The following is a 26,303-nucleotide window of genomic DNA, read 5'->3' as shown; positions in this document are numbered from 1 at the left end:
ACCTCAAGCCTTTCCGAGTAGATCGCGGTGTGCGCGTGCGACATCCGAGGCCACGACGTCCTCGTCGACGGTGGTGACTCGTCCGTCGGCAACTACGATTCGCCCGTTGACGAGCAGTAACTTCAGCGGGGGAGTCGAGCCGAGTACGAGCGCCGCCACCGGATCGGTGATGCCGGCATGCGCGACGGTGTCGAGTTTCCACACCGCCAGGTCGGCAAGTTTTCCGACCTCGATCGATCCGATTTCGCCCTCGCGGCCCAGAACTCGTGCGCCGGCGATCGTTCCCAATTCCAAGGCTTTTCGCACCGTCATCGTCTGCGGTCCGCCCTTCGCGCGAGCAAACAGAAGTGCATGACGAGACTCCTCGATCAGGCTGCAAGCTTCATTGCTCGCCGCGCCGTCCACGCCGAGCCCCACGGTGACCCCGCCGTTCACCAGATCGGCGGCACGGGCGATACCGGCTCCCAGGCGCGCGTTGGAGGTCGGGCAGTGCGCCGCCGCAGTTCCGGTTCGCGCCATCGTCTCGATACCGGCGTCGTCGAGATGGACTGCGTGGGCGTACCAGACGTCCGGGCCCACCCAGCCGACTCGTTCCATGTATTCGACCGGCGTGCAACCGAAATGCTCGCGGCAGAATCTCTCCTCGTCCAGTGTCTCGGCCAGATGCGTGTGCATACGCACGCCGTTTTCGCGGGCCAGCGTCGCGGACTCGCGGAGCAATGCCTCCGTCACCGAGAAGGGTGAGCAGGGAGCTACCGCGATCTGCAGCATCGATCCGGGATTCGGGTCGTGCCAACGGTCGATCACCGACTGCGTGCCGGTCAGGATGTCATCGAGTTTTTCCACGACGTGATCCGGTGGCAGGCCGCCGGAACTCTGGCCGAGATCCATCGACCCACGACACGGGTGGAATCGAAGGCCGACCTGCGCAGCCGCGGTGATCTCGGCCTCGAAAACGTCGCCGGCGTCGCGGGGAACGACGTAGTGGTGGTCGGTGGTGGTCGTACATCCGGTTTTCGCCAACCACGTGAGGCCGCCGGTGGCCGCCACGTGGACGGCGTCGGCGTCGATACCTGCCCAGACGGGGTACAGGGTGGTCAGCCACTCGAAAAGCGTCGAGTCCGCGGCCAGGCCTCGGGTGATCCATTGGTAGAGATGATGATGTGTGTTGACCAGACCCGGCGTGATCAGGCAACCACTCCCGTCGATCACTTGCGCACCCGGGTATTCGGGTGGCGTTCCGGCGCCGACGTCGACGATCTTGTTGCCCGAGATCACCACATAGCCGTCGGAGTACTCGGAGCGGTCGCCGTCCATCGTGACCACATGAGCGCCCGCCACGACGAGTGTTGCCCCGAGAGCTGATTCGGTCACGACAACCAACCGGCGTAGGTGGTCCACGACGGTCCCGCGTCTGGTGCGTCGGATCGGGCGACCGCAGCTTGGATCAGGCCGTACGGACGATCCGCAGCGTGGAACACCTCGTTGTCGTTCTCCACTCCGAAGCGGCCGAGTGCATATTCGAAATGATGCTTGTTGGGTGCGGACAGTCGAACCTCCGCGATGATCGGGAATTCCTCGAGGATTGCCTTGCCGATGTGGAAGAGCGTCTGCTGCAGGGCAAGTGAATGTACCTGTGCGAACTGCTTGACGATCTGTGCCTTGATGCCCGCGTAGACCGATTCCCAGTCGACGTCGGTGGTGACGAATCGCCACTGGGCGACCAACGTCGTCGCCATGACGCGGTCGTCGGTCGGCTCGAGAACGGTGTACGGATCTTCGAGAAAACCCGAGAACTCACTACCGGTCGATTTGAGGATCACGAGGTCCTTCAGGCCGCCGATCACCCATGTCCCGGTATCGGCGATGGTGATCGACGCCGTCCGAACTTCCTGACCCTTCCGAATCCAGGTGTAGTCGTGCTCGCTGCCGTCGACAATCGCACGCTCCCAGGCGTATTCCTCGATCTCGATCCGCGCGCCACTGACCGGTTCGATGTCGTCGACGAAATGACGGGCGAGTTCGAGTCCGTACGTCTCGATCGAGATCAGACCCTTTTCCTTGGCGTAGGAGTAGGCCGTTTGTTTCTGCGTGTCGGTCGGCAGAACCTTCGATTGATCACCGGTGAGGTACGCGTCGGCGAAATCTCCACGCAGGCAGGTGGAGACGTTGATGTCGTGAATTTCGTGACGGGGGGTGTCTCGATAGATTCGGACTACTCGATTTTCCGCTTTGCCGTACTGGTGACCCGATAGTTCGATCGATCCGCTCAACCGTTCGGTGTTCGTACTGCCGGTTGTGATGTTGCCGGTCGTGATGTTTTCGGTAGTCACGTGTTCAGCTCCCGCGATAGGTGGAATAAGCAAAGGGAGACAGCAACAGTGGGACGTGATAGCCCCGTGCCGTGTCGTCCACCCGGAAGGTCACTGTCACTTCCGGGTAGAAGTTTTCTTGTCCGTTGGTCTCGAAATACGTTCCGGTGTCGAAAGTCAGGGTGTAGTGACCGGCGGTCAGGCCACCGGGAGCAAGTTCGGGGATGCGGCCGTCGGAGTCGGTCTCCGCAGTGGTGACGGAGGCGCCGTCTCGATCACGAAGTTCGACGCGAATCCCCGCCGCGGGGTTGCCCGTCGTCGCGTCGAGAACGTGCGTGCTGAGGGTCTTGCTCATGCTGTGCCTCCGGCGAGTGCATCGATCAGACGGGCGAGTCTGATCCGATTGATGGCGGCCAATTCGGTTCGAAGCACGGAACGCTCGGTCGCCGGGTCGTTTCGGAGACGACCTCGAAGGATGTCGAGGAGCTCCGTTCCAGATTTCCCCGACGCGCAGACCAGGTAAACATGGCCGAATGTCTCTTCGTACTCGGCGTTCTTCCGTCGAAGTTCCGCGAGTACGTCTTCTGTCGCCGACGAGACTCCCGACTGTTCACGGGTAGAGGCCGCGCTCTCGCTTCGCTCACCGATTCGTGGGTGGCCGGAGAGAGCGTCGTCGATCTCGGACTCGGGAAGCTCGGCCAGCACCGCATCTGCTTTGTCGAACAGAGCTTCCAGATCGGCGAACGGGCGAGACGAGGCGATTTCCTGTGCCCACACGGCGGAATGGCAACACTCGAGCAGCGCCGCGACTGCCTGGTGGTCACCGAGCGCATCGAAGGCTCCGAGACCACTGGAACTCGTTGTAGGCATGTCCACAGGATTACTTGAGCATGTTACGGATCTGTAGCGCAGCAATTACGGGAGATGATGTGTCTCGATCTTATTTCTCCGGCTGCTCTTCCCCGATCACGGTTTCTCGGCGACCGATACATTCTCAGGTATGACCGATACTCCGAAGCTGTCTTCCGTCGTACCGTCCCTGGCGAACCTCCGAGACATCGGTGGCCCCGAATCGAGCTTCGGTGGCACCGTCCGCACCGGGAGCGTGTTTCGTTCCACCGATCTGGCATCGCTCAGTGCGGACGGCGTACAGACCCTCGCCGATCTGGGCATCGTCACGATCTACGATCTGCGCACCGAATCCGAACGCGAGACGGCACCGGATCTGGCGCCGGACGGTATCCGAGAAATCGGCCTGGACGTATTGGCGGACAAGCAGTATCGCGCCATTCCGGCTCAGATGCAGCAGATGATCGCCGACCCGGCGTTTGCTGCCGAAGCGTTGGGCAGCGGCCAGGCGCTCGAGTACTTTCAGGGAAGTTACCGCGATTTCGTGACCTTGCCGAGTGCGGTCGCGTCGTACCGGCAACTGTTCGTCGACTTGGCGCAGCCGCCCAGCTCGCCGGCACTCATTCACTGCACCACGGGCAAGGATCGCACGGGTTGGGCAGCGGCCGCGTTACTGCTGTTCCTGGGTGCCTCCGAGGACGCGGTCTTCGCGGACTACCTCGAAACCAACAAGATTTTGTTGCCGATGTTCGCGCCGCTCCTCGAACGATTCGAGGCGAAGGGTATCGACCCGACCCTGCTCGAAGGTGTTCTCGGTGTCAGGCGCGAGTACCTGGAGGCGTCGATGGCAGAGCTCGCGCAGGTACACGGATCCATCGAGGCCTACTTCACCGACGGCTTGAAGATCGACGCGTCGACCCAGGACCAATTGCGGAGCAACCTGCTCAGCTGATCAGGACCTGCTCGGCTCGTCGCGGCGGGAAGTTCGTCGCCTCGTCACGAGGCTGACGATACCGATCCCGATGGCGATGCCGAGCAGGTCGGCGCTGCCGTCCCAGATCGAACCGGAACGCGAAATGGGCAGCGCTGCTTGAAGAACCTCGGACGTCGCGGCAAAAATCACGAGCCACACCGCGGTGAGCCACACCGGGATCCGCGCGTGCAACGAGGTGATCGCCAGCACCGCGAACATCAATGTGTGAGTGATCTTGTCGGTGTTCTCCGGGCTCGAGGGCACGGTGGAACCCGGGGAGAAGAGCATGATCAGGGCAATGACCACGGCGATCGCCAACGGCCAGTATCGGTTGTTCTTCAATTCGTCTGCCCCTCGACGACGACGAGTCCGAGTGCACCTTCGGCGAACCTGGTGACGGCGTCGGCGGCTGTCGTGAGCGCCTCGGTGTGCCCGTCGCGGGCCCAGCCGGTGAGCAGGGCGGTGGAGTCGAGAGGTGTCAGAACGACCTCGGCGAGAAGCTCACCGGTGTTGGGTTGGCACACTGCCCAGGAGTAGACGCTGTTTTCGTGCCACTGAGCGCTTCGCTGACTCACGTAATCGGGGTCGGTGATACCACCATCGGCAAGGGCGGGGCGGTCGTCCACACGCTCGTCTGCGCGCAGTGCGCGTAGATACCAGCCGCCTGCGTTGATCTCGATCGGCTCCATCAGTCGGAGTCCCGCTCGCGGCGGCGCTTGGCTTTGCGTTCCCGGTCGGTACCGAACAGCAGTGCACCGGCCAGGGGAATCGCGAGGAACCACAACCAGGTACCGGTGACGAAGAACAGGATCACCGCGAGAATCGGGACGACGGCCATGACGCGACCGGACCAGTCGGGGTTGAAGCCTCGCTCCGCCGGTGCGTCGGGAGGCGTCACCATCGACAGGGGAGCGGTGCCGGGGGCTTGGTAGTTGCCCGGAAGATCGGCGAACACCGGAACGAGTTCACTGCGAGTTGTTGCGGCACTGACGATTCCGCTTCTCTCGTCGAACTCGGTGACGGTGAGGCGGCCTGCGGCGAAGTGCTCGCTCAGGAGATCGAGTGCCTGCTCGCGTTCTGCAGTGCCGATGCGAATGTCGGGGACGTCAGCCATCGTTACAGCCTACTCAAACGACTGTGCGCCTTTCCGGTAGTGGGGACTACCGGAAAGGCGCACGGGGCCGGAGGCCCTACTTCAGTTCTGCGAGAACCGTTCCCTGCGTGATTGCTGCACCCGGCTCGACGGACAGTCCGGTGACGACACCGGCCTTGTGCGCGTTGACGGGGTTTTCCATCTTCATGGCTTCGAGAACGGCGATCAGATCGCCTTCTGCGACTTCCTGGCCTTCGGTCACTGCAACCTTGACGACGGTGCCCTGCATCGGAGCCGTGACAGCGTCACCCGATGCTGCACCTCCGCCGGCGCCGCCGCGCTTGCGCGCCTTCGGCTTCTTGCGGATCGCACCGGAGGCAGCGCCGCCGCCGTTGCCGAGCGAGAACTGGCCCGGGAGGGAAACCTCGACGCGACGTCCACCGACCTCGACGACGACGTTCTGACGCGGCAGAGCCTCGTCCTCGTCGTCTACGGGAGCACCGGCGCCTGCGTACGGCTCGATGGGGTTGACCCAGTCGGTTTCGATCCACTTGGTGTAGATGTCGAACTTCTCGCCGTCACCGATGAACGCCGGGTTCTCGACGATGTGGCGGTGGAACGGGAGAACGGTCGCGAGGCCGTCGATCTCGAACTCGGCCAGAGCGCGCGATGCCCGCTGGAGGGCTTCTTCGCGGGTGGCGCCGGTGACGATGAGCTTGGCGAGCATGGAGTCGAACTGTCCGCCGATGACGTCGCCGGCAACGACACCGGAATCGACGCGAACGCCGGGGCCCGTGGGCTCACGGTAGACGGAGACCGGGCCGGGGGCAGGCATGAAGCCGCGGCCGGCGTCTTCGCCGTTGATGCGGAACTCGAAGGAGTGTCCACGCGGGGTGGGATCTTCCTTGATGGAGAGTTCTTCGCCGTTGGCGATGAGGAACTGCTGACGCACGAGGTCGATGCCCGCGGTCTCTTCCGTGACGGGGTGCTCGACCTGCAGGCGGGTGTTGACCTCGAGGAAGGAGATGGTGTCGCCCTGAACCAGGTACTCGACCGTTCCGGCGCCGTAGTAGCCGGCTTCCTTGCAGATGGCCTTGGCGGATGCGTGGATGCGTGCGCGCTGGTCGTCCGTCAGGAAGGGAGCGGGAGCCTCTTCGACGAGCTTCTGGAAGCGACGCTGCAGCGAGCAGTCGCGGGTACCGGCGACGACGACGTTGCCGTGCTGGTCGGCGATGACCTGAGCCTCGACGTGGCGGGCCTTGTCCAGGTACTGCTCGACGAAGCACTCACCGCGACCGAAGGCTGCGATGGCCTCACGGGTGGCCGACTCGAACAGCTCGGGGATTTCCTCGATGGTCTGGGCGACCTTCATGCCGCGTCCACCGCCACCGAAGGCAGCCTTGATCGCAACCGGGACGCCGTATTCCTTGGCGAATGCGACGACCTCGTCGGCGCCCTTGACGGGATCCTTGGTGCCTGCTGCCATCGGCGCCTTCGCGCGTTCTGCGATATGGCGTGCCGTGACCTTGTCGCCGAGGTCGCGGATGGACTGCGGTGACGGACCGATCCAGATGAGGTTCGCGTCGATGACGGCCTGGGCGAAGTCGGCGTTCTCGGAGAGGAAACCGTAGCCGGGGTGGATGGCGTCGGCGCCGGACTTCTTGGCTGCGTCGAGGATCTTGTCGAACACGAGGTAGGACTCGGCGGACGTCTGTCCACCGAGGGCAAATGCCTCGTCTGCGAGCTTCACGAACTGCGCGTCTGCATCGGGCTCGGCGTAAACGGCAACGCTGCCGTAGCCGGCATCCTTGGCCGCCCGGATGACCCGTACCGCGATTTCACCGCGGTTCGCGACAAGCACCTTCGTAATGTGCGCGCTGGCATGACTGGGCACTGAGCCTCCTGTGGTTCGCATAGTCTGTCTCCGCGGTGTATTCCTCTGGGATTTCACCATCGGGGGATTGGCATCACTTCGGAGTGTATGCATCGCTTCGGCGCTGGTTGTAACCGGATCGCTAAAGCCCACTCCGGCTTAGGAAACGGTTTCGAAAACTACCGATGAGTAGCTGTCGGAGGTGGCGGCGTCCGGTTCGGTGACGATTTCTTCGATGGTCCGGCGCAGTGCGGCCACGTAGGCGTGAACCGCGGCGTTCGCCGTCTCGTTGCCTGGGTACCTGACCGCGAGGTTGAGTCCCTGGGGTGTGCGGTTGATCCAGATGTAGACGTCGTGCGTATATGCCTTGCTTCGAAGTGCTCTGGCGTTCCATTCGGGCCATTGTGCGGCTTCGGGCACGAAGCGAACGTCCATGTAGGACACGACGAATCGCGGTCGGATCGGGGTTTCGAGATGCTCACCGATCCGATCGAACGGGACAGCTGCGGCAGGCTTGACCGAAGCGATGGATTCGGCGGCGCGTGTCGCGAGGTCGCCGAACGAACAGTCCGATCCAACGGCGAACTCGACCGGGCACAGTCCGACGAACCAGCCGAGCGCACCCGCCCACTCCTGAGCGCTGCGGGTGTGAACCGGCGTCACGACCTCGAATCGATCGGATCCCGCGACTTCGCGACCTACAGCGGCAAGTCCGCCGAGAAGTCCGGCGAAGTACCCCACGCCGGTGGCTGCACACGTCGAACTGAAGGCCTTGGACTGGTCGGCGTCGAGCAGCCAGGTCGACAGGCCGTTCTGAGAATCGGTTCCACGGTCACCGATCGGTAGCGGGAACTGGGGTAGACCGTCCGTGCCGAGAGCCTTTCGCCAGATCTCGACCGCAGCCTTCTCGGCTTCCATGTCGGCCATCTGCTCGCGTTCGACGGCACCGAAATCGACGTAGCTGCCCACCGGAAACAGATTTGCAGCACTACCGGTCGAGGCCTCGCGGTACAGAGCTGCGATCTCGTGAGCGACCAGCACGATCGAGAACCCGTCGATGATCGAGTGGTCCGCCGCGAAGAACACGGTGAACGGACCGTCGCCACCGCGGGGCGTCAACGTCGCGAAGACGTACGACGGCCAACTGTGCGGGGACGCGTAATCGTCGAACAGGCGGTGAAGGTGGTCGAAGTTGTCCTGGCTGGACGCGTCGTAGCCGTGGCTGACGACCCCGATGTCGATTCCGCCGAGCGGGACCGTGTGCCGGGTGATCTCGCCGCTCGAGGGTTCGAGGACGGTATGCGAGCGCAGAACTTCGTGACGGTCGATCCACCGGCCGAGAGCGACTCGGAACGCATCGACGTCGAGCGGGCCGGAAATCTCGAAAGCTGTTCCCAGCCAAGACTTGTCGCCTGCGCCTGCAGCGGAACGGTTGAGATGTGCCTCGTGAATGTAGGAGACGGGCCGTGGATCCGGAACCCAGGGCCCGGTTGCGCACGGCAACCATTCGACGAGTGCGCCGGCCGGAATCGCATAGTCGGCCAGTTCGGTGAACTCCATGTTTTCAGCCCCGCAAGTGCCGCTTGATGCGCGCGAGCATGGCCGACATTCCGCGCAGACGGAGCGGGCTCACGGCTTCTGCGAGACCGAGCGCCGAATAGAAGTCGTCGGGTACACCGAGGATCTCGTCGGCGCTGTGGCCGTCGAGCCCCTGCGCGAGGATCGATGCGAAACCACGCGTCGTGGGAGCCTCGGGGGGAGCGCTGAAGTACAGACGGACGTTGTCGCGATCCGAATCGTCGACCGAGAGGAAGAGCGGCGACTGACATTCGGGGACCGGCTCCATCGCGCTCTGCTCGAGCTCCGCCGGCAACGGCGGCAGCTCTCGGCTGAACTCGAGAAGAAGGGTGAGCTTGTCCGAGGCGCCGACGGCCGCGAAGTCGTCGACGATCTCGGCCAGAGCCGAAGGAAGAGCGCTCATGACGCCGATACAGAGGACGGAACGGCGCCGGGCTCTTCGCCCTGGACGATCGGGACGCGCACGGCATTGCCCCACTCGGTCCACGAACCGTCGTAGTTACGAACGTTCGGGTAGCCGAGAAGATGAGTCAACACGAACCAGGTGTGACTGGAACGCTCACCGATGCGGCAGTACGCGACGATGTTGTCGTCGGCCGACAGGTCGCCGTAGATCTCGCCGAGTTCGGTACGGGTGCGGAAGCGGCTGTCCGGTGCCGCTGCCTTCGCCCACGGGATGCTGAGCGCGCTGGGAATGTGTCCACCACGCAACGCACCCTCTTCGGGGTAGTCGGGCATGTGGGTGCGCTCGCCGGTGTACTCCTGCGGAGATCGCACGTCGATGAGCGGCCCGTCGCCCAAGTGCGCGAGAACGTCGTCCTTGAATGCGCGGATGGGAGCGTCGTTGCGCTCGACGACCGGGTAATCGGTCGACGTGATGTCGGGAACGTCGAAAGCGGTGTCGCGGTTCTCGGCGATCCACGCATCGCGGCCACCGTCGAGAAGACGGACGTCCTCGTGGCCGAAAAGAGTGAAGACCCACAGTGCGTAGGCCGCCCACCAGTTGCTCTTGTCGCCGTAGATGACCACGGTGTCGTCGCGGCCGATGCCCTTGCGGTTCATCAACTCTGCGAACTTCGCACCGTCGATGTAGTCGCGGGTGACCGGATCGTTGAGGTCGAGATGCCAGTCGATCTTCACGGCTCCGGGGATGTGGCCGACGTCGTACAACAACACGTCTTCGTCGGATTCGACAACCTTGAGGCCCGGCGCACCGAGATTCGCCGAGAGCCATTCCGTCGAGACCAACCGGTCGGGATGCGCGAACTCGGCAAACGCGGTTGAGGGATCGGGGGCAACGGGCACGGGCGTACTCCTGAAGACGAATCGTTCGGTTCGAACACGGACTTGATCGATTCTATGCGCTGTGCGCAAGGTGAGACGCCCGGAAGCAGGTTCTGCCTGCTCGTGCCCGTTGCCGACCCTAAATCCTCGGTGTTCCTGCTCCGACGCTCGAATCTCTCAATTGTTCGGTGACACTTCCGATCGGCGTCACGCCCCGGGCGCAGACTTCTCTCAGAATCCGGTCGAGTTCGGTGAGGAAATTCACCATGGTTTCGTTTGCCGTCTCGGTATCGGGAAAGCGTGAACGCAGCGAGAGACCACGGTTCGTTCGCGAAATCCAGAACTGGGCATCGTCGGCGACCGTCACATTGCTGATGTGATGGGCGTTGAGGAGATCATGATCGTCTGTGCCGGGTAGTTTGCGGTAATCGATGTACGACACCATGAAGACGTCGGTGCGCGTGCGTCGAATCTTGTCGCCCAAAGCATCTCGAACCTGGGCCATGGTGACGCCCTCGAGCGTCAACGCAACTCGGAACGACGCGTGCGTATGTGCAAGGGATGCACCGAAATCCGCGTCGGGAGTGATCTGGACCGTGATCGGCGCGCTGGTGGTGAGCCAGCCGATCGCGTCGGCCCACCGCGGATCTTTGCGGATGTGAAGCGGAAATTGCAGCGGAAGCGTCGACCGCCCGGTGTACGAGTGGACGGAAAGTCCCATCGCAGTGAGGATTCCGGTGAACACGCTACCGCCGGCGGATAGGCAGATCTCGTCGAACGTCGCCGTCAGCTCCTCGTCGAGCAGCACGCGCACATCGGCGCCCTGCGGCGCGGGCTTTCCGCCCTCGACGCCGAGTTCCAAGGGGAAACTCGGTGATGTGCCACCGCAGATCTCGTAGAACCTTGCCCACTCTCGGATTCGAGGGTCGTTGTCGACGGGAAGCAGAGCGTCTGCCTCCAGTTCGCAGTACCGCACGAAACTTCCCGGGTCACCCAGTCGGCTCATCACTGCGTCGACGGCCTCGTGGTCGGTCAGGTCGGGTAGGGCGATCAGTCCCTCGTAGATCTGTCGCAGTTCCCCGAGAGCGATGACCAACGAGTAGCCGTCGACGAGTGTGTGATCGAACGCGCTCAGGACCGTGTAATGCTCTTCGCGTTCGACCGTGGCAAACGTGTATGCAGGGAAGGTCAGTGGATCGCATACCGTCGTGAATCGCTTCTTGAGATGCGCTCGGAGGTCTTCGGTCGAATCGAATTTCAGAGGTTCCGAAGTCTCGATGTGTGTGCCGTCGGGATCGAGTCCCATTCGGGTGGTGGTGAACTCGCCCACCTCGAATCCTGTGTGCAGAGTGTCATGGCGACTGATGAACAGGCGCAGCGCGAGATCGAGTGCAGGCCGATTCAGTTCTCCGGGAAGGTCGAATGCGGCTGCCATCCACACACTCCGGCCCATGCCGTGTGTTCGCGCAGTCTCGAGGTGAAAATGCTGGTTGTACGACGGTGGTACTTCCGACTCGGTGACGGCGCCGTCCGCGGGCTGAAGCGACCATTCGGTGACGATTCCGGGGTCGAGTCCGTATCGATCGATCGAGGTGACATGCATCAGGCCACTCCCTCTGGTGCCACGAACGAGTAGTCGCCTTGAGCTGCAACAGTTTTGATGATCTTCGAGACATGCTCGGCGAAGCGGGTGGCCGATTCGTGGGCAATGGGGGTGTCGGGGTGAGACACGGCGATCCAGGTTCCGGTGTGCATCCGGTTGATCCACATCGACGCGATCTGAGTCTCTTTGCCGCCGACGATTCCCGTTGCCTTCGTCTCGGCGTAACTGTATGGATCCGGCATGCGTCGGCCGTCGATGTATGAGACGATCGGCGGCGGGGTGAGCGTCTTCGACAGTCCGCCGGGTGCGGAATCCGACTCGGCCAAGCTCGACAGAACCAGATCGATGACCTGCTGCACAGAGACATCGAGGAGTGCCTTGCCGTCGTGGTACCCCTGCTGCCCGAGCTTTGCCAACTCGGTGAAGCGTCGCTTGTCGTCGACGTCGATGCCGACCGGGATCAGGTTGATGTACCAGCCCTGCGCAAACGAGTCGGCCTCGGTTCGTGTGCTGACCGGCGAGAGGGCGATGTACTTGTCGCGTCCGGCGAGTTCGAATTCCGCAATCGCGAGCGCGGTGAACATTCCGCCGATGAAGTTGGCGCCGTTGGCTTTACAAACCGCACCGAACTTCTCGCACTCGATGTCGTCAGCCAGGTCGAAGCGTGAACCGATAGCCGGTTTGGGCGCGTCTTCGGCCCCGAGAGGGAGCGGAAATCCGGGGAACGAGCCGCCGCTACGCATGAGGTAACCGAGCCACTGGTGCACTTCGGGTGACTGCATCGTCAGCTCGGTCGTCCGTGCGCGCTCGACGCGACCGAACTGCGCGTAACTTCCCGCGGGGCCCAGTTCGGGATGTGACCCGGTCGTTTCCGCTGCGTAGAGCTGACGCAATTCCGCGTACATCAACACCATCGAGTTCATGTCCGAATGGGCGTGGTCGACTGCATGGAACAGGGTGAAGCTCGGATCGGCTTCGAGGTCGGCATGGTGGTGCTCGACGGCACCGAACACGAAGGCCGGCCACTGCAGCGCGCTGGTTTCGGTGGCGAACTTGGTCGCGACGAGCGCGCGGATCGCCTCGGATTCGGAGACGTCGTCGCCCACGCGGTACTCGAGTTCGATGCTTTCGACCGGCACCACGTGTCGACGGACCTCGAACGAGGTGTCCGCAGCGTCGGTGGTTGCTTCGTCGAACGAGAACCAGCTGTGCAGCGTGTCGTGGCGACGGATGTAGCGCTGAAGTGCTCGCGTCATGGCGTCGCGGTCCAGTGTTCCTGCGAAATCGAAGGCGATACCGATCCACGGAGACTGCGGATCGCCCTTCTCTGCGGTGACGCGGGCGCGTCGCAGGTGGCGATCCTGCATCGTGGTCGGGGGTAGTTCTCGGTCGATCTCGGCTTCGGCGGCTCGTTGAGCGGAAGCATGCGTGACGCCCCATTCGATTACCCGCCCAGGAAGCGGGTGCCAATGGGTGATCAAGTTCAGATCCATCGAGTAGAACTCCTGCGTGTGTCGTCGAGAAGCCTGCTCTGAAAATGGGCAGACGACGAACTATCCCATCTGGGGGACTGAATTGTCCGAAATACTACAATCTAAACAAGAACAGGTTCTAGAAGCGTTGTATTCGATTAGGATCATTCGGTGCTTCCGGACCCTTTAGGTGACGCTGTCGGCGCCGACCACAAGGGCGGGCGGCGAGCTGGTTCTCTGACGCCCTGGCTCGGGTTGGCGACGAGTCTGGCGGCGGCATTCATGCAATTGCTCGACGCGACAATCGTCAACGTCGCGCTTCCGAGTATCGCCGTCGATCTTCAAGCAGGCGTATCGGCGCAGTTGCTCATGGTCAGCGTGTACATCCTGGCTTTCGCGTGTTCGTTGATCACTGCAGCGCGGCTGGGGGACCTGTTCGGCCGTAGGGTTGTTTTTCTGACCGCCCTGTCCGTATTCGTCGTTGCCTCGTTGTTGTGCGGGCTCGCGCAGAGCGCGACGATGTTGATCGTCTTCCGGGGTCTGCAAGGATTTGCGGCCGGTTCGATGTCAGCCCAGACGTTTGCCATCATCTCGGGTCTGTTTCCGAAGGCCAGGCATCCGCGAGTCTTCGGGATCTACGGTGCGACCATCGGGCTCGCAACAGTCAGTGGGCCTCTGATCGGTGGGCTGCTGATCGAGTGGAATCTGTTCGACTGGGGCTGGCGCCTGATCTTCTTCGTCAACATCCCGATCGGCATCGCCGCCTTGATTCTCGGATATTTCCATCTCGTCGATGCTCGCGCTGAGCATGTGCGCTCACTGGACCTCATCGGCGCCGCACTGTCATCACTGGCGCTGTTCCTGCTGATCCTTCCCCTGGCCGAGGGAAGGGCGCGTGGATGGCCCACAGGTCTTGTCGTAATGCTCGCGATGTCGGCGCCGGTGGCAGTGGCGTTTGTGCTCTACGAATCGCGTTTGGCGAAACGAGGCGGCGATCCGGTCCTTCGTCTCGAGCTTTTCCGCGACCGAGCCTTCACAATCGGCGCGGTTCTTGCGTTCGTTTTCTTCGGAACTCTGACTTCCTTGATCTTCACCATCAGTCTCACCCTGCAGTTCGGCTTCGGGTTCTCCGCATTGCGAGCGGGCGTCATGACGCTGCCGTGGGCCGTCGGAATGGGCGTGGCGGCGGTTCTCTCATCGGCGGTGTACCGGATGCTCGGAAACCGTGTTCTGATCCTGGGGATGGTCGTCTTTGCCGGCTCGCTGATCGCGCTGTCGATCATCCTCGAACGCGAAGGAACCGATCCACGCTGGCTCGCGCTCGCCGGTCCGCTGCTTCTCGGGGGCGCAGGTCTCGGACTGTTCGTGGCACCACTGCAAACCGCGATCCTTGCGACGGTCGAACCCGCGCACGCGGGTTCGGTGTCGGGACTGCTTCCTACCGTTCAGCAGGTTGGCAGCTCCATCGGACTGGCCTTGATCGGAGTGGTGTTCTTCTCGCTCGTCGCGGGGCAAGCTCCGCAAGCAGTGCAGGGGGAGCGGCCCGAGTACGTTGCGAACCTTGAAGCTGCCGGCGTTGGTCCCGGCCTGATCGACATCGCCGAAAAGGCCTTTGTCGATTGCGCAACAAGCCAATTGGCATCCGGAACACCGATGGAGGTGGCGCCGGAATGTCGCCGGGACGGCTCCGCCGGTGCCGGGGGTCAATCCGTTCAGGTGGCAGTTGATGCCGCGTACGCATCGACTCGCGCGGCGGCCGGCGAAGCATTTCTCCAAGCGCAGCGCCGTGTGCTCGCGATCATCGCAGCAATTGCGCTCGGTATCGGATTGGCGTCGACTGCTCTGCCGCGGGTCAATTCGCCGGTCTGAAAATTGCCCTTGACTCGAACAGGTGTTCGAGTACCCTGTGTGCAGGGGATCGGGGGATTCAATGAGTGTCTTGTTGTCGGACGTGGTGTCTGGTCCTGCGGTGGGGTTACGCGGACGGTTGTGGCAGTTGTCTGCTGCGGAGTTGCGTGCTGCTGCTGTCGAGGCGAGTGCTGAGATTCTGCGCCTCGAGGCGGTTCGTGTGGCCGTGGTGGACGAGTTGTCGTTGCGCCCGGATGATCAGGTGATTGCCAGTCGCGGGGTGGGTGCGTGGTTGGCGGCGAACACGATGTTGCAGGTTCGGGACGGGAAGAAGATCGCCGCGTTGGGTGCGGCTTTGCGGCCGTTTCCGGCGGTGGCGGCTCGGTTCGATGGTGGGGATTGCTCGTTCGATCATGCTGTGTTGATCGTGGCGTTCTGTGAGTCACCGCCGAAGGGGATGCCGGAGGAGGCGCTCCCTCGTTGTATCGACCTACTGTTGGCGGCTGCGTCGGGGGTGGAGGCGACGACGACGAAGGTGCGGAACGTGATCGCGACCTTGGAGCGAGTGTTCGAATCCGATGAGATTCCACCCGCCGAGGATACCGACCTCAACGAGCTCCGGATCGCGTCGACATTGAACGGTCGAGTGGTGGTGCGCGGCGATTTCGACGCCCTCACCGGCGAGATGTTGCTGTCGGCGTTGTCGAATCTGACGATGCCCACCCCGGCACCGGACGGCACTCCCGATGCCAGGTCGGCGGCGAAACGCACCGCGGACGGGTTCACCGAACTGATCCGGCGTTATCTGGACTGCGCCAAGACCGGTACCGATGGTGGTCAGCGTCCACACGTGAACGTGCACATCAACGCCCATGATCTCGCTGAGCATCGAGACTGCGCCGCAACACCCTCCACTGCTGATGGTGAAGAGTCTCTGTCGGATCTCGATGTCGGGCACATGCCCTGGCTCGGGCCACTCTCGGTGTCGCAGACCCGACTTCTCGGATGTGATTGTTTCCTCTCCACCGTCCTGCTCGACGATCACGGCGCGCCGTTGGATGCGAAACCCGGGAAACGGTTGGTGACCGCGGAGCAGCGAGTGGCGTTGATCGCCCGAGACAAAGGCTGCGCGTTCCCCGGCTGCACGTGTGTACCGGCGTGGACTGATGCGCACCATATCCGGCACTGGGCGAACGGTGGCCCGACGGTGATGAACAACCTGGTCCTGCTGTGCCGTTCACATCATCGGTTGATGCACCGGAAATCCGGGTTCGTCGGGAAGTGGGAGATTCGGATCGGTGTCGACAACAAGCCGTGGTTCATTCCGCCGCCCTCGATCGACCCGCAGCAGCACCCGCGGCCGGCCAACACCACCTTCAAAACCTGAAGGGTCAAACCTTTTCGGTGACAACAAAAACGACCAGCTTCGCATCGGCATGGACCCGATGCGGGGCTGGTCAGTGGTGCTTAGAGAAAACGTGCTTGGAGAAAACGCGTCAGAAGATGCTCTGCGTGCGCCAGAGATCCGAGACGGAAACCCCGACACGCTCGAGAAGTGTTCGTACCAAAGGTAATCCGATACCGATGACACTCGAGGGATCACCCTCGATCCTCTCCACGAACCAGCCGCCGAGACTGTCGAGCGTGAATGCTCCGGCGACTTGGAGCGGCTCGCCCGTTGCCAGGTATGCCTCGAGATCTTCGGTGGACGGTTGCGCGAAATGAACCACTGTTGCGCTGTGATCCGAGGCCATGCGGACGATGCGGCCGTCGGCGACGCGTAGGACACAGTGCCCGGTCAAGAGAGTGGCGCTGCGTCCGGCCATTGCGGCCCATCGCTTTCGGGCGATATCGACGCTGCCCGGCTTGCCTTGAAGTTGCCCGTCGATCAGGAGCATCGAATCGCACCCGACAACGACTACGTCGGTGAGATTGTCGGCGGCAAGACCGGGAACGATCTCGGCGGCCTTGGCCTCCGCCAGTACCGTCACGACTTTTTCGGGGGCGGCGTCGGGTCCGAGGTTGTCGGCGATCTTGTCCTCGTCGACGCCGGAGACACGCACAAGCGGCGAAACCCCGGCCGCCCGCAGAACTGCGAGGCGAGCCGGGGACGCTGAAGCCAGAACCAGTTGAGTCACGTCAGCAGAGTGATCGTCAGCTGCGACGGATCGCGGGGTTCAGGTACGCGTACGGCGAGAACGGCGCACGCGTGCGGTGGAACTGAGTCGGATCGCCCCAGGTCTCCGCGGGAACGTTCGACTCGGGAGCTTGACCGCTGCCGGCAGCCGCAGCAAGCACGCTGACCAGTGCCGTGATCTCGACGTCCGTGGGCGAACCCTTGACGATCTTGATGACCGACGCGTCGGAGGTCGACGTCTCGGTCAGCTCCGTGAGCGAAGCATCCGTCGCGGTTCCCTCGACGACCGCACCGTTGGTCGGTGCAGTCTCCGCCAGTGCGACATCTTCGCTGAGAATGTCCTCGGTGGTTGCGGTCATAGGGGAATGTTCCCATGCTTCTTGGGCGGAAGGGAAACGGCCTTGCGCTCTAGCAGTCGCAACGCGGAAACGATTTGACCGCGGGTGTGCGACGGAGGAATGACAGCGTCGACGTATCCGCGCTCAGCGGCGACGTACGGGTTGACGAGTGTGTCCTCGTACTCGTTCTGCAGCTTGAGGCGCAATGCATCGACGTCTTCGCCGTTCTTCGCGGCTTCGAGAAGCTGCTTGCGGTAGACGAATCCGACAGCTCCGGATGCACCCATGACGGCGATCTGAGCGGTCGGCCATGCCAGGTTCACGTCGGCGCCCATGTGCTTGGAGCCCATGACGTCGTACGCTCCGCCGTAAGCCTTGCGGGTGATGACCGTGATCTTGCCGACCGTTGCTTCTCCGTATGCGTAGAGGAGCTTCGCGCCGCGGCGGATGATGCCGTTGTATTCCTGCTCGGTTCCGGGGAGGAAACCGGGAACGTCGACGAGGGTGATGATCGGGACGTTGAACGCGTCGCAGGTACGCACGAAGCGAGCGGCCTTCTCTGAGGCGTCGATGTCGAGGCAGCCCGCGAACTGGGTGGGCTGGTTGGCGACGATGCCGACCGAGCGTCCGTCGACGCGACCGAAACCGACGATGATGTTCATCGCGCGCTCGGCCTGGACCTCGAGGAACTCGTCGTCGTCGAGGATGCGACGGATGACCTCGTGCATGTCGTACGGCTGGTTGGCCGAGTCCGGGATGAGGGTGTCGAGTTCGATGTCCTCGGCGGTCAGGCTGTCTTCGATCGAACCGACGATGGGGTCGGTGATCTCGCCGCGGGGAGCCGCTGCCTGGTTGTTGGACGGCAGGTAGCTGAGCAGGTCCTTGACGTAGTCGAGTGCGTCCTGCTCGCCGGAAGCGACGTAGTGGGCGACGCCGGACTTGACCATGTGGGTGCGAGCACCGCCGAGGTCTTCCATCGTGACGTCTTCACCGGTGACCGTCTTGATGACGTCGGGGCCGGTGACGAACATCTGGGAGGTCTCGTCGACCATCACGACGAAGTCGGTCAGTGCGGGGGAGTACACGTGGCCGCCGGCGGCGGGTCCCATGATCAGTGAGATCTGGGGGATGACACCCGAGGCCTGGACGTTGCGGTGGAAGATCTCGCCGTAGAGGCCGAGCGAGACGACGCCTTCCTGAATGCGCGCGCCTGCACCTTCGTTGATGCCGACGAGGGGCCGTCCGGTGCGGATCGCGAGGTCCATGACCTTGACGATCTTCTCACCGTAGATTTCGCCGAGCGATCCGCCGAAAACGGTGGCGTCCTGTGAGAAGACACAGACGTCGCGGCCGTCGATGGTGCCGTAACCGGTGACGACGCCGTCGCCGACCGGGCGGTTGTCAGCGAGACCGAAGTTCACACTTCGGTGCCGTGCCAGTGCGTCGAGTTCGACGAAGGAGCCCTCGTCGAGGAGGGCGGTGATGCGCTCGCGGGCGGTCAGCTTGCCTTTGGCGTGCACCTTGTCGATGGCGGCTTCGCCGCTCGGTGCCTGCGCCTGGGCTTGGCGATTCCGCAGGTCCGCGAGCTTTCCCGCGGTCGTGTGGATATCGGGTGCGGCCGCCGCCTCCGGCGCGTTCGGCTCTTGGACAGTGGTCATGGACGTGAGCTTAACGAGAGTGCGTGGGGGGCTTCGAAGGCAGGTCCGATTGTCGCTGTCTTGCAGGCTCAAGCTACTGACCAGTACATTCTCGCCGTCGTCATAGGCTGGGGCTATGTGGACCGACTTGAACCGACCGCCCCTCGACGGCAATGCCCTACGACGCGCACTCGTGCGCAGTGACAACGACGACGCGCGCGTTTTCTGGAACCGCCTCGACGTTGTCGAGGAGACCGGTTCGACGAACGCGGATCTCCTTGCGCGAGCGGCAGATCCGGATGCCGACCGTCACGTTCTGATCGCCGAATATCAGGCGAGTGCCCGTGGCCGTCATTCGCGCACGTGGGTGAGTCCGCCGCAAGCGCAGATCTCGATGTCGGTTCTGCTGTCGATGCCCGGAATGAATCTCGCGGACATGGGTTGGCTCCCGCTATTGTCGGGAATCGCGGTCGTCGACGCGCTGCGCAACGTGGCCGAAGTGCCCGCAGAACTCAAGTGGCCGAACGACGTCCTCATCGGTGACAAGAAGGTCGCCGGCATTCTGGCCGAGGTGGCGAGGACGGCGCCCGATCCCGCGGTGGTGGTGGGGATCGGGCTGAACGTGAGCCTCGGCGTCGAGGAGCTGCCCGTCCCGACCGCTACGTCACTGCTGATCGAAGAAGCATCGACTGTCGACCGCGACACTCTCGTTCGCGCAATCGCCCGTGAATTGGCAACGCAATTCCGTGCTTGGGAATCGTCGAAATGGGATACATCTGTGTTGGCTGCCGAATACCGGCAGCGCTGCGGGACGCTGGGCAAACGAGTCCGCGCGGTCTTGCCGGGCGACAAGGAGGTGTTCGGTATCGCGACCGACGTCGACACTTCCGGACGCGTCGTCATCGAAATCGAGGGAACAGATGGGGAGACCTTTGCGGTCGCAGCGGGTGATATCACGCACCTTCGCGCCGCCCCGGTCACCGAATCGTGAACGTTGCCGGATTTTCTGGCACCAAAGTGCTAATTTTTGGCCCGGACCGGTTTTGAACCAACCGTCCGTCCTTCATTTCACTCAACTGCGGGATTTACCGAGCTGCCTAGGGGCGTCATGACCACACCGATCGTTGTTCCGACCGAAGCCGAGACGGCCGAGAGCGCTCGCCGCGTACTCACCGGCGTGACGGTGCTGCTCGGTGTCCTCACATTGGGACTGGGTATCGCGGTACTCGCGTGGCCGGATGCCACGCTGTTCGTGGTCGCGGTTGTCATTGCGATCCAGCTGTTCGGATTCGGAATCGTTCAGATCATCCGTTCGTTCGCGGACGTGACGGCTTCGGGTGGAACTCGCACGCTCGTCGCGATCTCCGGCGCGTTGGCAGTGCTCCTCGGATTCCTGGTTCTCCGTAGCCCTTTGCAGACGGTGGTTCTGATCGCGTTGGTGATCGGTGCCTGGTGGGTATTCCGTGGCGTTCTCGATCTGGTCGACGCGGCGTCCGGGCACACCGTCGATCGCGGTCTGTCGATCGTGCTCGGAGTCATCAGCATCGTCGCGGGTGCAATCGTCCTTCTGCAGCCCGAACTCTCGCTCGACGTCTTCCGCATCGTGGTCGGCGTGTGGATGGTGCTGTACGGCATCATCATCGTCGTGACCCCGTTGGTGCTGCGAAAGATCGCGCAGCCCTGAGCGTTGCCCTGAAGACGGGTGTGCCTGAAAGTCGGTGTGTCTGAAAGTCGGTGCGGGGTGGCAGACTTCCCGTCATGGGATATCCCGAAGACGCCCTCGCTCAGGACGAGGAACTGATACTGCATCGCCATCCTCATTGGAAGATGTTGGTGCTTCCGGCGCTGACGTTCGTGCTTGCGACGGCCGTCGCCGGGTTCTTGCTGGGCCTCGCACAGACGAGATTGGACGGCACGGCTCGCACCGTGTCGTCCATTGCCGTCGGAATCATCTGGCTCGGTGTCGTGGCCTGGCGGTCGGTTGCGCCCTTCACGGTTTGGAAGTTCACGCATTTCATCGTCACCGATCGGCGAGTGCTCATCCGCCACGGAGTGCTCACGCACACGGGTATCGACATTCCCATGGGGCGGATCAGCAATGTTCAGTTCCGTCACGGCCTGATCGATCGAATGCTCAAGACCGGAACTCTGGTCATCGCATCTGCCAGTGACGATCCGCTCGAGTTCGACGACATTCCTGACGTCGAGCACGTTCACGCCCTGCTGTATCACCAGGTTTTCGATTCCATGCAGCAGCCACCCTCGCAGGCACCGCAGTGGCCGTCAGGTGAAAACGACGACCCGAACGATCGAAATGGCTGGTAATCAACGTGCAAAGGCGTGTTGTCCGTAGTCTGTTCGTGTGACTGCCGTATTGCTAGCCGAAGACGACGAGGCCATTGCTGCACCCCTTTCCCGCGCCTTGGGGCGTGAAGGGTATTCGGTGACGGTCGAACCGACCGGACCCGCTGCGTTGCAGCAGGCGCTCGAAGGTGATTTCGACCTGTTGATTCTCGATCTCGGCCTTCCGGGCATGGACGGCCTCGAGGTCTGCCGACAGATTCGTGCGCATCGCACCTCGCTCGCCGTGCTGATGTTGACCGCCAGGACCGACGAAGTCGACTTCGTGGTCGGGTTGGACGCGGGCGCCGACGACTACGTCAGCAAGCCGTTTCGTCTCGCCGAGTTGATGGCACGTGTGCGAGCACTCCTGCGTCGCCACGGTGGCCGCGAGGACACGATCGTCGAGGTCGGTGGCATCAGGCTCGAGCCCGCGGCACGACGCGTACTCGTCAACGGCTCCGAAATCGCCTTGGCCAACAAGGAATACGAGCTTCTGCGGGTCCTCCTCGAGCACGCCGGGGAAGTGGTCTCGCGCGATACGATCCTTCGTGAGGTGTGGGGCGACGTCGAGCTTCGTGGATCGAAGACGCTCGACATGCACATGTCGTGGCTGCGCCGCAAGATCGGCGACGAGGGCCCCGCAGTGGAACGCAGGATTGCCACCGTCCGCGGTGTCGGTTTCCGAATCAACACCGACTAACTTCTCGAGAATCAGGAACTGCCGGCATGCGGCGTCGCATATTGCAGTCGATTCTCGCTGTCGTGATCATGACGGCGTTGCTGCTGGGGGTTCCGCTGATCTACACGGCGTGGCTCTGGGTGGAGGACGTGACGCGAAGTGATCTCCGGGTGCGCCTCGACCGGATGGCCGCTGAGGTCATCGCGCAAGAGGGGACGAACGGACTCGTCGAAGGTGCGTTGAACACAGATTCGCTCAAGGTTCTCACCCCGAACGACGGGCGCCTCGTTGTCGTGTATCCGACCGTCGTCGACGGCGCCGCACGCGTCGACGTCGGTGAGGCGACGGTCAAGAACGCACTCGTCGAATCGCTCGCGATGGGAACGTCCGGCTCGTTGCGCCTCGAGGTGCCGTCGGAGAACCTGCGCACCCAGCAGAAACAAGCGGTGATGGCTGTCGGCGTGCTCGTGCTTCTGTCCATCACGGCAGGCACCGTGGTAGCTGTGGTCACTGCGCGTCGGCTTGCCGATCCGCTGCAGGATGTGGCCGACCGGGCGGCGCGCCTCGCCGAAGGCGACTTCCGGCCGGATCCTCGTCGGCACGACATCCCCGAACTCGACCGCGTGTCCGACGTCCTCGATGCGGCAACCGTGGAGATCTCCGTGCGGCTGCAACGAGAGCGCGCGCTGGTTGCGGACGTCTCGCATCAACTGCGCAGTCGACTGACTGCAGTGCGGCTGCGCCTGGACGAGTTGTCCGTTCACGAAGATCCTGACGTCGTGAACGAGGCCGAGGAAGCCATGGCGCAAGTGGACAGGCTCACCGACGGAATCGACGACCTGATTCGCTCGTCGCGCACCAGTGGGTCATCGGCGAGTCTGGTGTCGGTAGTCGGCGAGCTGGAACAGGTGACTCGCGACTGGCAGGCTCAGTTCGACGGAGAGGGACGCAGGCTGCGCCTACGCGGCGATCGCACGGTGATGGCCGCGACCACAGGCTCGCGTCTGCGTGAAGCTGTTTCCGTTCTGGTCGACAATTCGTTCGAACACGGTGAAGGCACGTGCACGGTGTCGGTGCGATTGATCGACGGTACGGGTCGCAGTTCGTCTCGCCGTGACTCGATGGTGTGCGTCGAGGTCACCGACGAAGGCTCCGGCGTGGAGAACGATCTGGCGCCGCACATCTTCGACAGAGGATTTTCGGGGGCGGGGTCCACCGGCGTCGGGTTGGCGCTCGCACGTGCACTGATCGAAGCCGACGGGGGCCGACTGGAACTGCAGAGGCGTAAGCCTGCCTTGTTCGCCGTCTTCCTGCCGGTGGCCAACACGGCGCCGACCGCGGACGTCGTTCCGCGCCGCGAACCGCGCTGACCGAAAGGCCGGCGCAGACGGAAAACTCAGGAGTGCCCGAGCTCCTCTTCGGCGTCAGGAATTACCGGGTCAGGCGCCGTGGTTTCGGATAACGCTGTGGTTTCGGACAATCCTGTGGTGTCGGACAGCTCGAGCGGTTCCGGATTCTCGTCGGGAAACACGAACTTGCGGAAGGCCCAGAATCGGAACGCCATCTGCAGCAGGTTGCCGATGACATATGCACTGATGAAGTCGGCGATGTTCTCCGTCGCCAGGCTGACTTCGGGTACGCGCAGGTTGAAGACGTAACTGGAGATGTACAGCGGGATGAAGCTGATGACGACACCGATGGCGCTGATGATGAAGAACAGCGCAGCTTCGTGCGCTGGTTCACGGCCACCACGGTTCTTGAACGACCACTCGCGGTTGAGAATGTACGACGCGATCACCGCGACGACGCCGGCGATGATCTTGGCCGTGATCGGCTTGGATTCGAGGATCGACAGCTTGAGTGTGTAGAAGATGCCCGAGTCGATGAGGAAGGTCGTTCCGCCGACGATCGCGAATTTGATCAGCTCGCTGTGACGCAGAGCGATGTCACGAAACGGTTGGGGTATGCGGGCAATGACCCCGTCGACAAAAGGCACAACAGACGAGTTTACGAAACGAAACCGCGTTACCACCAATTTGCCGCGGATTCATCAGCAGAATCACAGATTGGGAACGCTGAATGAACGGGCGAACGCGGCACATGACAACATAGAGAGCCGTGACCGGCAACAACGATCCCGCGCAGATCCCCGCCCGCCCGACCACCCCTCGACCGGCAAAAGCATCCATGCCCGTCGTCACCATGATCGGTGGCGGACAGTTGGCCAGGATGACTCACCAGGCGGCGGTGGCCCTGGGCCAGACGCTCCGAGTGCTCTCCGGGACTTCGGACGAGCCGGCAGCTCAGGTCAGCCCCGACGTCGTGCTCGGCAGCCACACCGACCTCGACGCTCTTCGACGCGCAGCGGTCGGTTCCAACGCGTTGACGTTCGACCACGAGCACGTGCCCACGGAGCATCTCGAGGTTCTTGTCGCCGAAGGCGTGAACGTTCAGCCGCCGCCGCAGGCTCTGATCTTCGCTCAGGACAAACTGCTGATGCGTCGCAAACTTGCCGAACTGGGCGCGCCCGTACCTGCGTACGCCGAAGTGACGTGGGCAGAAGACGTCGTGCGTTTCGGTGCGCAACACGGTTGGCCGCTTGTCATCAAGGCAACTCGCGGAGGCTACGACGGCCGCGGAGTCTGGATCACCGACGATCAGGACGAAGCAGAAGCCATCGTCACCGAGCAGCTGGACAAGGGTGTTCCGCTGATCGTCGAGGAAATGGTCTCGATGCGTCGGGAACTGTCCGCCATGGTGGCGCGGTCGCCGTTCGGACAGGGCGCTACGTGGCCGGTCGTGGAAACGGTTCAGCGAAACGGCCAGTGCGCCGTCGTGATCGCACCTGCTCCCGCCCTTTCGAGTGCCGTTGCCGAGGAAGCCGAACAATTGGCGTTGCGCATCGCGTCCGAGCTCGGTGTTGTCGGCTCGATGGCCGTCGAACTCTTCGAGACGACCGACGGCACTCTCGTGGTCAACGAGCTGGCCATGCGCCCGCACAACTCCGGTCACTGGACGATGGACGGCGCCCGCACCTCTCAGTTCGAGCAGCACCTGCGCGCGGTTCTCGACTACCCGCTCGGAGATACGTCGCCGATCGCGCCGGTCACCGTGATGGCCAACGTTCTCGGTGCGCCGGAAGCTCCCGAGATGACGATGGACGAGCGCGTCCATCACCTGTTCGCGCGGATGCCTGACGCGAAGATCCACCTGTACGGCAAGGGTGAGCGCAAGGATCGCAAGATCGGACACGTCAACATCGTGGGCGTCGCCGGATCCATCGACGATCCGAATTACGTTGCCGCAGTTCGGGAACGCGCCGAGCGCGCAGCACATTGGCTTTCGTACGCAGTTTGGACCGACGGATGGGATGTACACGGTGAGTGAGAGCGCGCAGGTCGGCCTGATCATGGGCAGCGATTCGGATTGGCCGACCATGGAAGCTGCAGCCGAAGCTTTGGCCGAGTTCGGTATCCGCTTCGAGGTCGGTGTCGTCTCGGCGCACCGCACGCCTCAGCGGATGCTCGACTACGCCAAGGAAGCTTCCGGCCGCGGAATCAAGGTCATCATCGCCGGTGCCGGTGGCGCCGCGCATCTTCCGGGCATGGTTGCCTCGGCCACGCCGTTGCCCGTCATCGGTGTTCCGGTGCCGCTCAAGTACCTCGACGGTATGGATTCGCTGCTTTCGATCGTCCAGATGCCGGCCGGCGTCCCGGTGGCGACAGTGTCGATCGGCGGCGCTCGCAACGCCGGTCTGCTGGCTGCTCGGATTCTCGGTGCTTCGGATCCCGCACTGCAGCAGCGGATGGTGGCGTTCCAGGAGAGCCTCGAGTCGATGGTGCTCGACAAGGACAAGGCGCTCCGCGAAAAACTGCTGGGCTGATCTTCTCGTGTGTGCACGACGCGGGCTGCCGCTGATCCGAGCGAGTCGGGGCAGCGCGCAGTCCGCGTTCGTCACCCGCGTCGCCCTGCTGTACGCCAGGATTCTCGGCGCGGACATCCGCTTCGACGACGAGTTCGGAATCTTTGTCGCCTCCGGACTGCGCTGCGGGTTCGCCAGAGGCGGAACAACTCTCGGTGGTGTATATCTCACGCGGCGGAACACGACTCGATCCGTCCTTCGTCACGAGGCCGTTCATGCAGACCAATGGGCCAGGTACGGAATCATATTCGGGTTGTTGTACCTGCGTGAGGAACTGCGTCATCGCGGGCCGCGCAACCGCTTCGAAATCGAGGCCGGTCTCGAAGACGGCGGTTACCGCACCTGAGTGAAAGCTCGTCAGT

Annotated in this window: 28 protein-coding genes; 11 read left to right on the top strand and 17 right to left on the bottom strand. The window is 63.0% G+C overall.

The window, feature by feature from the left end; all coding sequences use genetic code 11:
* Window positions 1–3 precede the first annotated feature (3 nt).
* The 4 genes from ABH939_RS09110 to uraD all read right to left on the bottom strand — a co-directional run bounded on the left by ABH939_RS09110 (window position 4) and on the right by uraD (window position 3,182).
* Window positions 4–1,317: an 8-oxoguanine deaminase gene (locus tag ABH939_RS09110; protein ID WP_231915147.1), complete on the bottom strand. Its 1,314-nt coding sequence runs from the start codon at window positions 1,315–1,317 to the stop codon at window positions 4–6.
* Window positions 1,318–1,370: 53 nt separating this feature from the next.
* Window positions 1,371–2,273, bottom strand: coding sequence for a factor-independent urate hydroxylase (gene pucL, locus ABH939_RS09105; RefSeq protein ID WP_336872359.1), 903 nt, complete (start codon window positions 2,271–2,273; stop codon window positions 1,371–1,373).
* A 64-nt stretch (window positions 2,274–2,337) separates the two neighbouring features.
* A complete protein-coding gene (gene uraH / locus ABH939_RS09100; RefSeq protein ID WP_007727227.1) occupies window positions 2,338–2,667 on the bottom strand; it encodes a hydroxyisourate hydrolase in 330 nt (109 codons plus the stop codon).
* Window positions 2,664–3,182: a 2-oxo-4-hydroxy-4-carboxy-5-ureidoimidazoline decarboxylase gene (uraD, locus tag ABH939_RS09095; RefSeq protein WP_064689005.1), complete on the bottom strand. Its 519-nt coding sequence runs from the start codon at window positions 3,180–3,182 to the stop codon at window positions 2,664–2,666. Before uraD ends, uraH begins: the two co-directional genes overlap by 4 nt.
* 130 nt (window positions 3,183–3,312) lie before the next feature.
* On the opposite strand from uraD, the gene ABH939_RS09090 reads away from it, so the two are divergent.
* Window positions 3,313–4,113, top strand: coding sequence for a tyrosine-protein phosphatase (locus tag ABH939_RS09090; RefSeq protein ID WP_083057789.1), 801 nt, complete (start codon window positions 3,313–3,315; stop codon window positions 4,111–4,113).
* On the opposite strand, the gene ABH939_RS09085 is transcribed toward ABH939_RS09090, so the two are convergent.
* The 9 genes from ABH939_RS09085 to ABH939_RS09045 all read right to left on the bottom strand — a co-directional run bounded on the left by ABH939_RS09085 (window position 4,114) and on the right by ABH939_RS09045 (window position 13,058).
* Window positions 4,114–4,476 (bottom strand): VanZ family protein, encoded by a 363-nt coding sequence (locus ABH939_RS09085; RefSeq protein ID WP_054782298.1) that lies wholly within the window; start codon window positions 4,474–4,476, stop codon window positions 4,114–4,116.
* Window positions 4,473–4,823: a hypothetical protein gene (locus ABH939_RS09080; protein WP_003940792.1), complete on the bottom strand. Its 351-nt coding sequence runs from the start codon at window positions 4,821–4,823 to the stop codon at window positions 4,473–4,475. Before ABH939_RS09080 ends, ABH939_RS09085 begins: the two co-directional genes overlap by 4 nt.
* Window positions 4,823–5,248, bottom strand: a complete 426-nt coding sequence (locus ABH939_RS09075) for a DUF1707 domain-containing protein (RefSeq protein WP_003940708.1) — start codon at window positions 5,246–5,248, stop codon at window positions 4,823–4,825. Before ABH939_RS09075 ends, ABH939_RS09080 begins: the two co-directional genes overlap by 1 nt.
* 76 nt (window positions 5,249–5,324) lie before the next feature.
* Window positions 5,325–7,121 carry an acetyl/propionyl/methylcrotonyl-CoA carboxylase subunit alpha gene (locus ABH939_RS09070; protein WP_030535031.1) on the bottom strand — a complete coding sequence of 599 codons (1,797 nt, stop codon included), beginning with the start codon at window positions 7,119–7,121 and terminating at the stop codon, window positions 5,325–5,327.
* A 138-nt stretch (window positions 7,122–7,259) separates the two neighbouring features.
* On the bottom strand, window positions 7,260–8,660 hold the full coding sequence (locus tag ABH939_RS09065) for a condensation domain-containing protein (RefSeq protein WP_003940858.1): 1,401 nt from the start codon (window positions 8,658–8,660) through the stop codon (window positions 7,260–7,262).
* A 4-nt stretch (window positions 8,661–8,664) separates the two neighbouring features.
* Entirely contained in the window at window positions 8,665–9,081 is a 417-nt protein-coding gene (locus tag ABH939_RS09060; protein WP_003940804.1) for a SufE family protein, read from the bottom strand.
* A complete protein-coding gene (locus tag ABH939_RS09055; RefSeq protein WP_003940962.1) occupies window positions 9,078–9,983 on the bottom strand; it encodes a sulfurtransferase in 906 nt (301 codons plus the stop codon). Before ABH939_RS09055 ends, ABH939_RS09060 begins: the two co-directional genes overlap by 4 nt.
* A 118-nt stretch (window positions 9,984–10,101) precedes the next feature.
* Window positions 10,102–11,565 (bottom strand): condensation domain-containing protein, encoded by a 1,464-nt coding sequence (locus ABH939_RS09050; protein WP_218748899.1) that lies wholly within the window; start codon window positions 11,563–11,565, stop codon window positions 10,102–10,104.
* A complete protein-coding gene (locus ABH939_RS09045) occupies window positions 11,565–13,058 on the bottom strand; it encodes a condensation domain-containing protein (RefSeq protein WP_064112572.1) in 1,494 nt (497 codons plus the stop codon). Before ABH939_RS09045 ends, ABH939_RS09050 begins: the two co-directional genes overlap by 1 nt.
* Before the next feature lie 150 nt (window positions 13,059–13,208).
* Here ABH939_RS09045 and ABH939_RS09040 point away from each other — a divergent pair, with 150 nt between their 5' ends.
* Window positions 13,209–14,906 (top strand): MFS transporter, encoded by a 1,698-nt coding sequence (locus tag ABH939_RS09040; protein ID WP_404649564.1) that lies wholly within the window; start codon window positions 13,209–13,211, stop codon window positions 14,904–14,906.
* 61 nt (window positions 14,907–14,967) lie between these two features.
* A complete protein-coding gene (locus ABH939_RS09035) occupies window positions 14,968–16,272 on the top strand; it encodes an HNH endonuclease signature motif containing protein (protein WP_231783244.1) in 1,305 nt (434 codons plus the stop codon).
* 109 nt (window positions 16,273–16,381) lie between these two features.
* On the opposite strand, the gene ABH939_RS09030 is transcribed toward ABH939_RS09035, so the two are convergent.
* The 3 genes from ABH939_RS09030 to ABH939_RS09020 are packed head-to-tail and all read right to left on the bottom strand — an operon-like array spanning window position 16,382 to window position 19,018.
* Entirely contained in the window at window positions 16,382–17,023 is a 642-nt protein-coding gene (locus tag ABH939_RS09030) for a nucleoside triphosphate pyrophosphatase (RefSeq protein ID WP_007731146.1), read from the bottom strand.
* Between the two features lie 16 nt (window positions 17,024–17,039).
* Window positions 17,040–17,381 (bottom strand): acyl-CoA carboxylase subunit epsilon, encoded by a 342-nt coding sequence (locus tag ABH939_RS09025; protein ID WP_404649563.1) that lies wholly within the window; start codon window positions 17,379–17,381, stop codon window positions 17,040–17,042.
* Window positions 17,378–19,018 carry an acyl-CoA carboxylase subunit beta gene (locus tag ABH939_RS09020; protein WP_003940853.1) on the bottom strand — a complete coding sequence of 547 codons (1,641 nt, stop codon included), beginning with the start codon at window positions 19,016–19,018 and terminating at the stop codon, window positions 17,378–17,380. Before ABH939_RS09020 ends, ABH939_RS09025 begins: the two co-directional genes overlap by 4 nt.
* A 115-nt stretch (window positions 19,019–19,133) precedes the next feature.
* Between ABH939_RS09020 and ABH939_RS09015 the strand changes: the two genes are divergently transcribed.
* From ABH939_RS09015 to ABH939_RS08995, 5 genes are all read left to right on the top strand, one after another.
* Complete coding sequence (locus ABH939_RS09015; protein ID WP_003940755.1) at window positions 19,134–19,988, top strand: biotin--[acetyl-CoA-carboxylase] ligase; 855 nt, start codon at window positions 19,134–19,136, stop codon at window positions 19,986–19,988.
* A gap of 117 nt (window positions 19,989–20,105) precedes the next feature.
* A complete protein-coding gene (locus ABH939_RS09010) occupies window positions 20,106–20,681 on the top strand; it encodes an HdeD family acid-resistance protein (protein WP_003941007.1) in 576 nt (191 codons plus the stop codon).
* 74 nt (window positions 20,682–20,755) lie between these two features.
* The gene (locus ABH939_RS09005; RefSeq protein WP_003941034.1) at window positions 20,756–21,322 is read left to right on the top strand and encodes a PH domain-containing protein; all 567 of its coding nucleotides are present in this window, start codon (window positions 20,756–20,758) and stop codon (window positions 21,320–21,322) included.
* A gap of 37 nt (window positions 21,323–21,359) precedes the next feature.
* A complete protein-coding gene (locus tag ABH939_RS09000) occupies window positions 21,360–22,040 on the top strand; it encodes a response regulator transcription factor (RefSeq protein ID WP_003940916.1) in 681 nt (226 codons plus the stop codon).
* Window positions 22,041–22,066: 26 nt separating this feature from the next.
* Window positions 22,067–23,389 carry a HAMP domain-containing sensor histidine kinase gene (locus ABH939_RS08995; RefSeq protein ID WP_003940828.1) on the top strand — a complete coding sequence of 441 codons (1,323 nt, stop codon included), beginning with the start codon at window positions 22,067–22,069 and terminating at the stop codon, window positions 23,387–23,389.
* Between the two features lie 26 nt (window positions 23,390–23,415).
* Here the strand turns inward: ABH939_RS08995 and ABH939_RS08990 are convergent, their stop codons facing one another.
* A complete protein-coding gene (locus ABH939_RS08990; RefSeq protein ID WP_007731156.1) occupies window positions 23,416–24,015 on the bottom strand; it encodes a GtrA family protein in 600 nt (199 codons plus the stop codon).
* Window positions 24,016–24,206: 191 nt separating this feature from the next.
* Between ABH939_RS08990 and ABH939_RS08985 the strand changes: the two genes are divergently transcribed.
* Genes ABH939_RS08985 through ABH939_RS08975 form a run of 3 tightly spaced genes read left to right on the top strand, consistent with a single transcriptional unit; the run spans window position 24,207 to window position 26,287 of the window.
* Window positions 24,207–25,406: a 5-(carboxyamino)imidazole ribonucleotide synthase gene (locus ABH939_RS08985; protein ID WP_404649599.1), complete on the top strand. Its 1,200-nt coding sequence runs from the start codon at window positions 24,207–24,209 to the stop codon at window positions 25,404–25,406.
* Complete coding sequence (purE, locus tag ABH939_RS08980) at window positions 25,390–25,902, top strand: 5-(carboxyamino)imidazole ribonucleotide mutase (protein WP_039973205.1); 513 nt, start codon at window positions 25,390–25,392, stop codon at window positions 25,900–25,902. Before ABH939_RS08985 ends, purE begins: the two co-directional genes overlap by 17 nt.
* 7 nt (window positions 25,903–25,909) lie before the next feature.
* Window positions 25,910–26,287, top strand: a complete 378-nt coding sequence (locus ABH939_RS08975; protein ID WP_058039082.1) for a hypothetical protein — start codon at window positions 25,910–25,912, stop codon at window positions 26,285–26,287.
* The last annotated feature ends 16 nt before the right edge of the window (window positions 26,288–26,303 follow it).

Source organism: Rhodococcus sp. 27YEA6 (assembly GCF_044908235.1).
Lineage (GTDB): Bacteria > Actinomycetota > Actinomycetes > Mycobacteriales > Mycobacteriaceae > Rhodococcus_F > Rhodococcus_F qingshengii.
The sequence above is the reverse complement of the archived record's forward strand: the minus strand, read 5'-3'. Positions and strand labels throughout refer to the sequence as shown.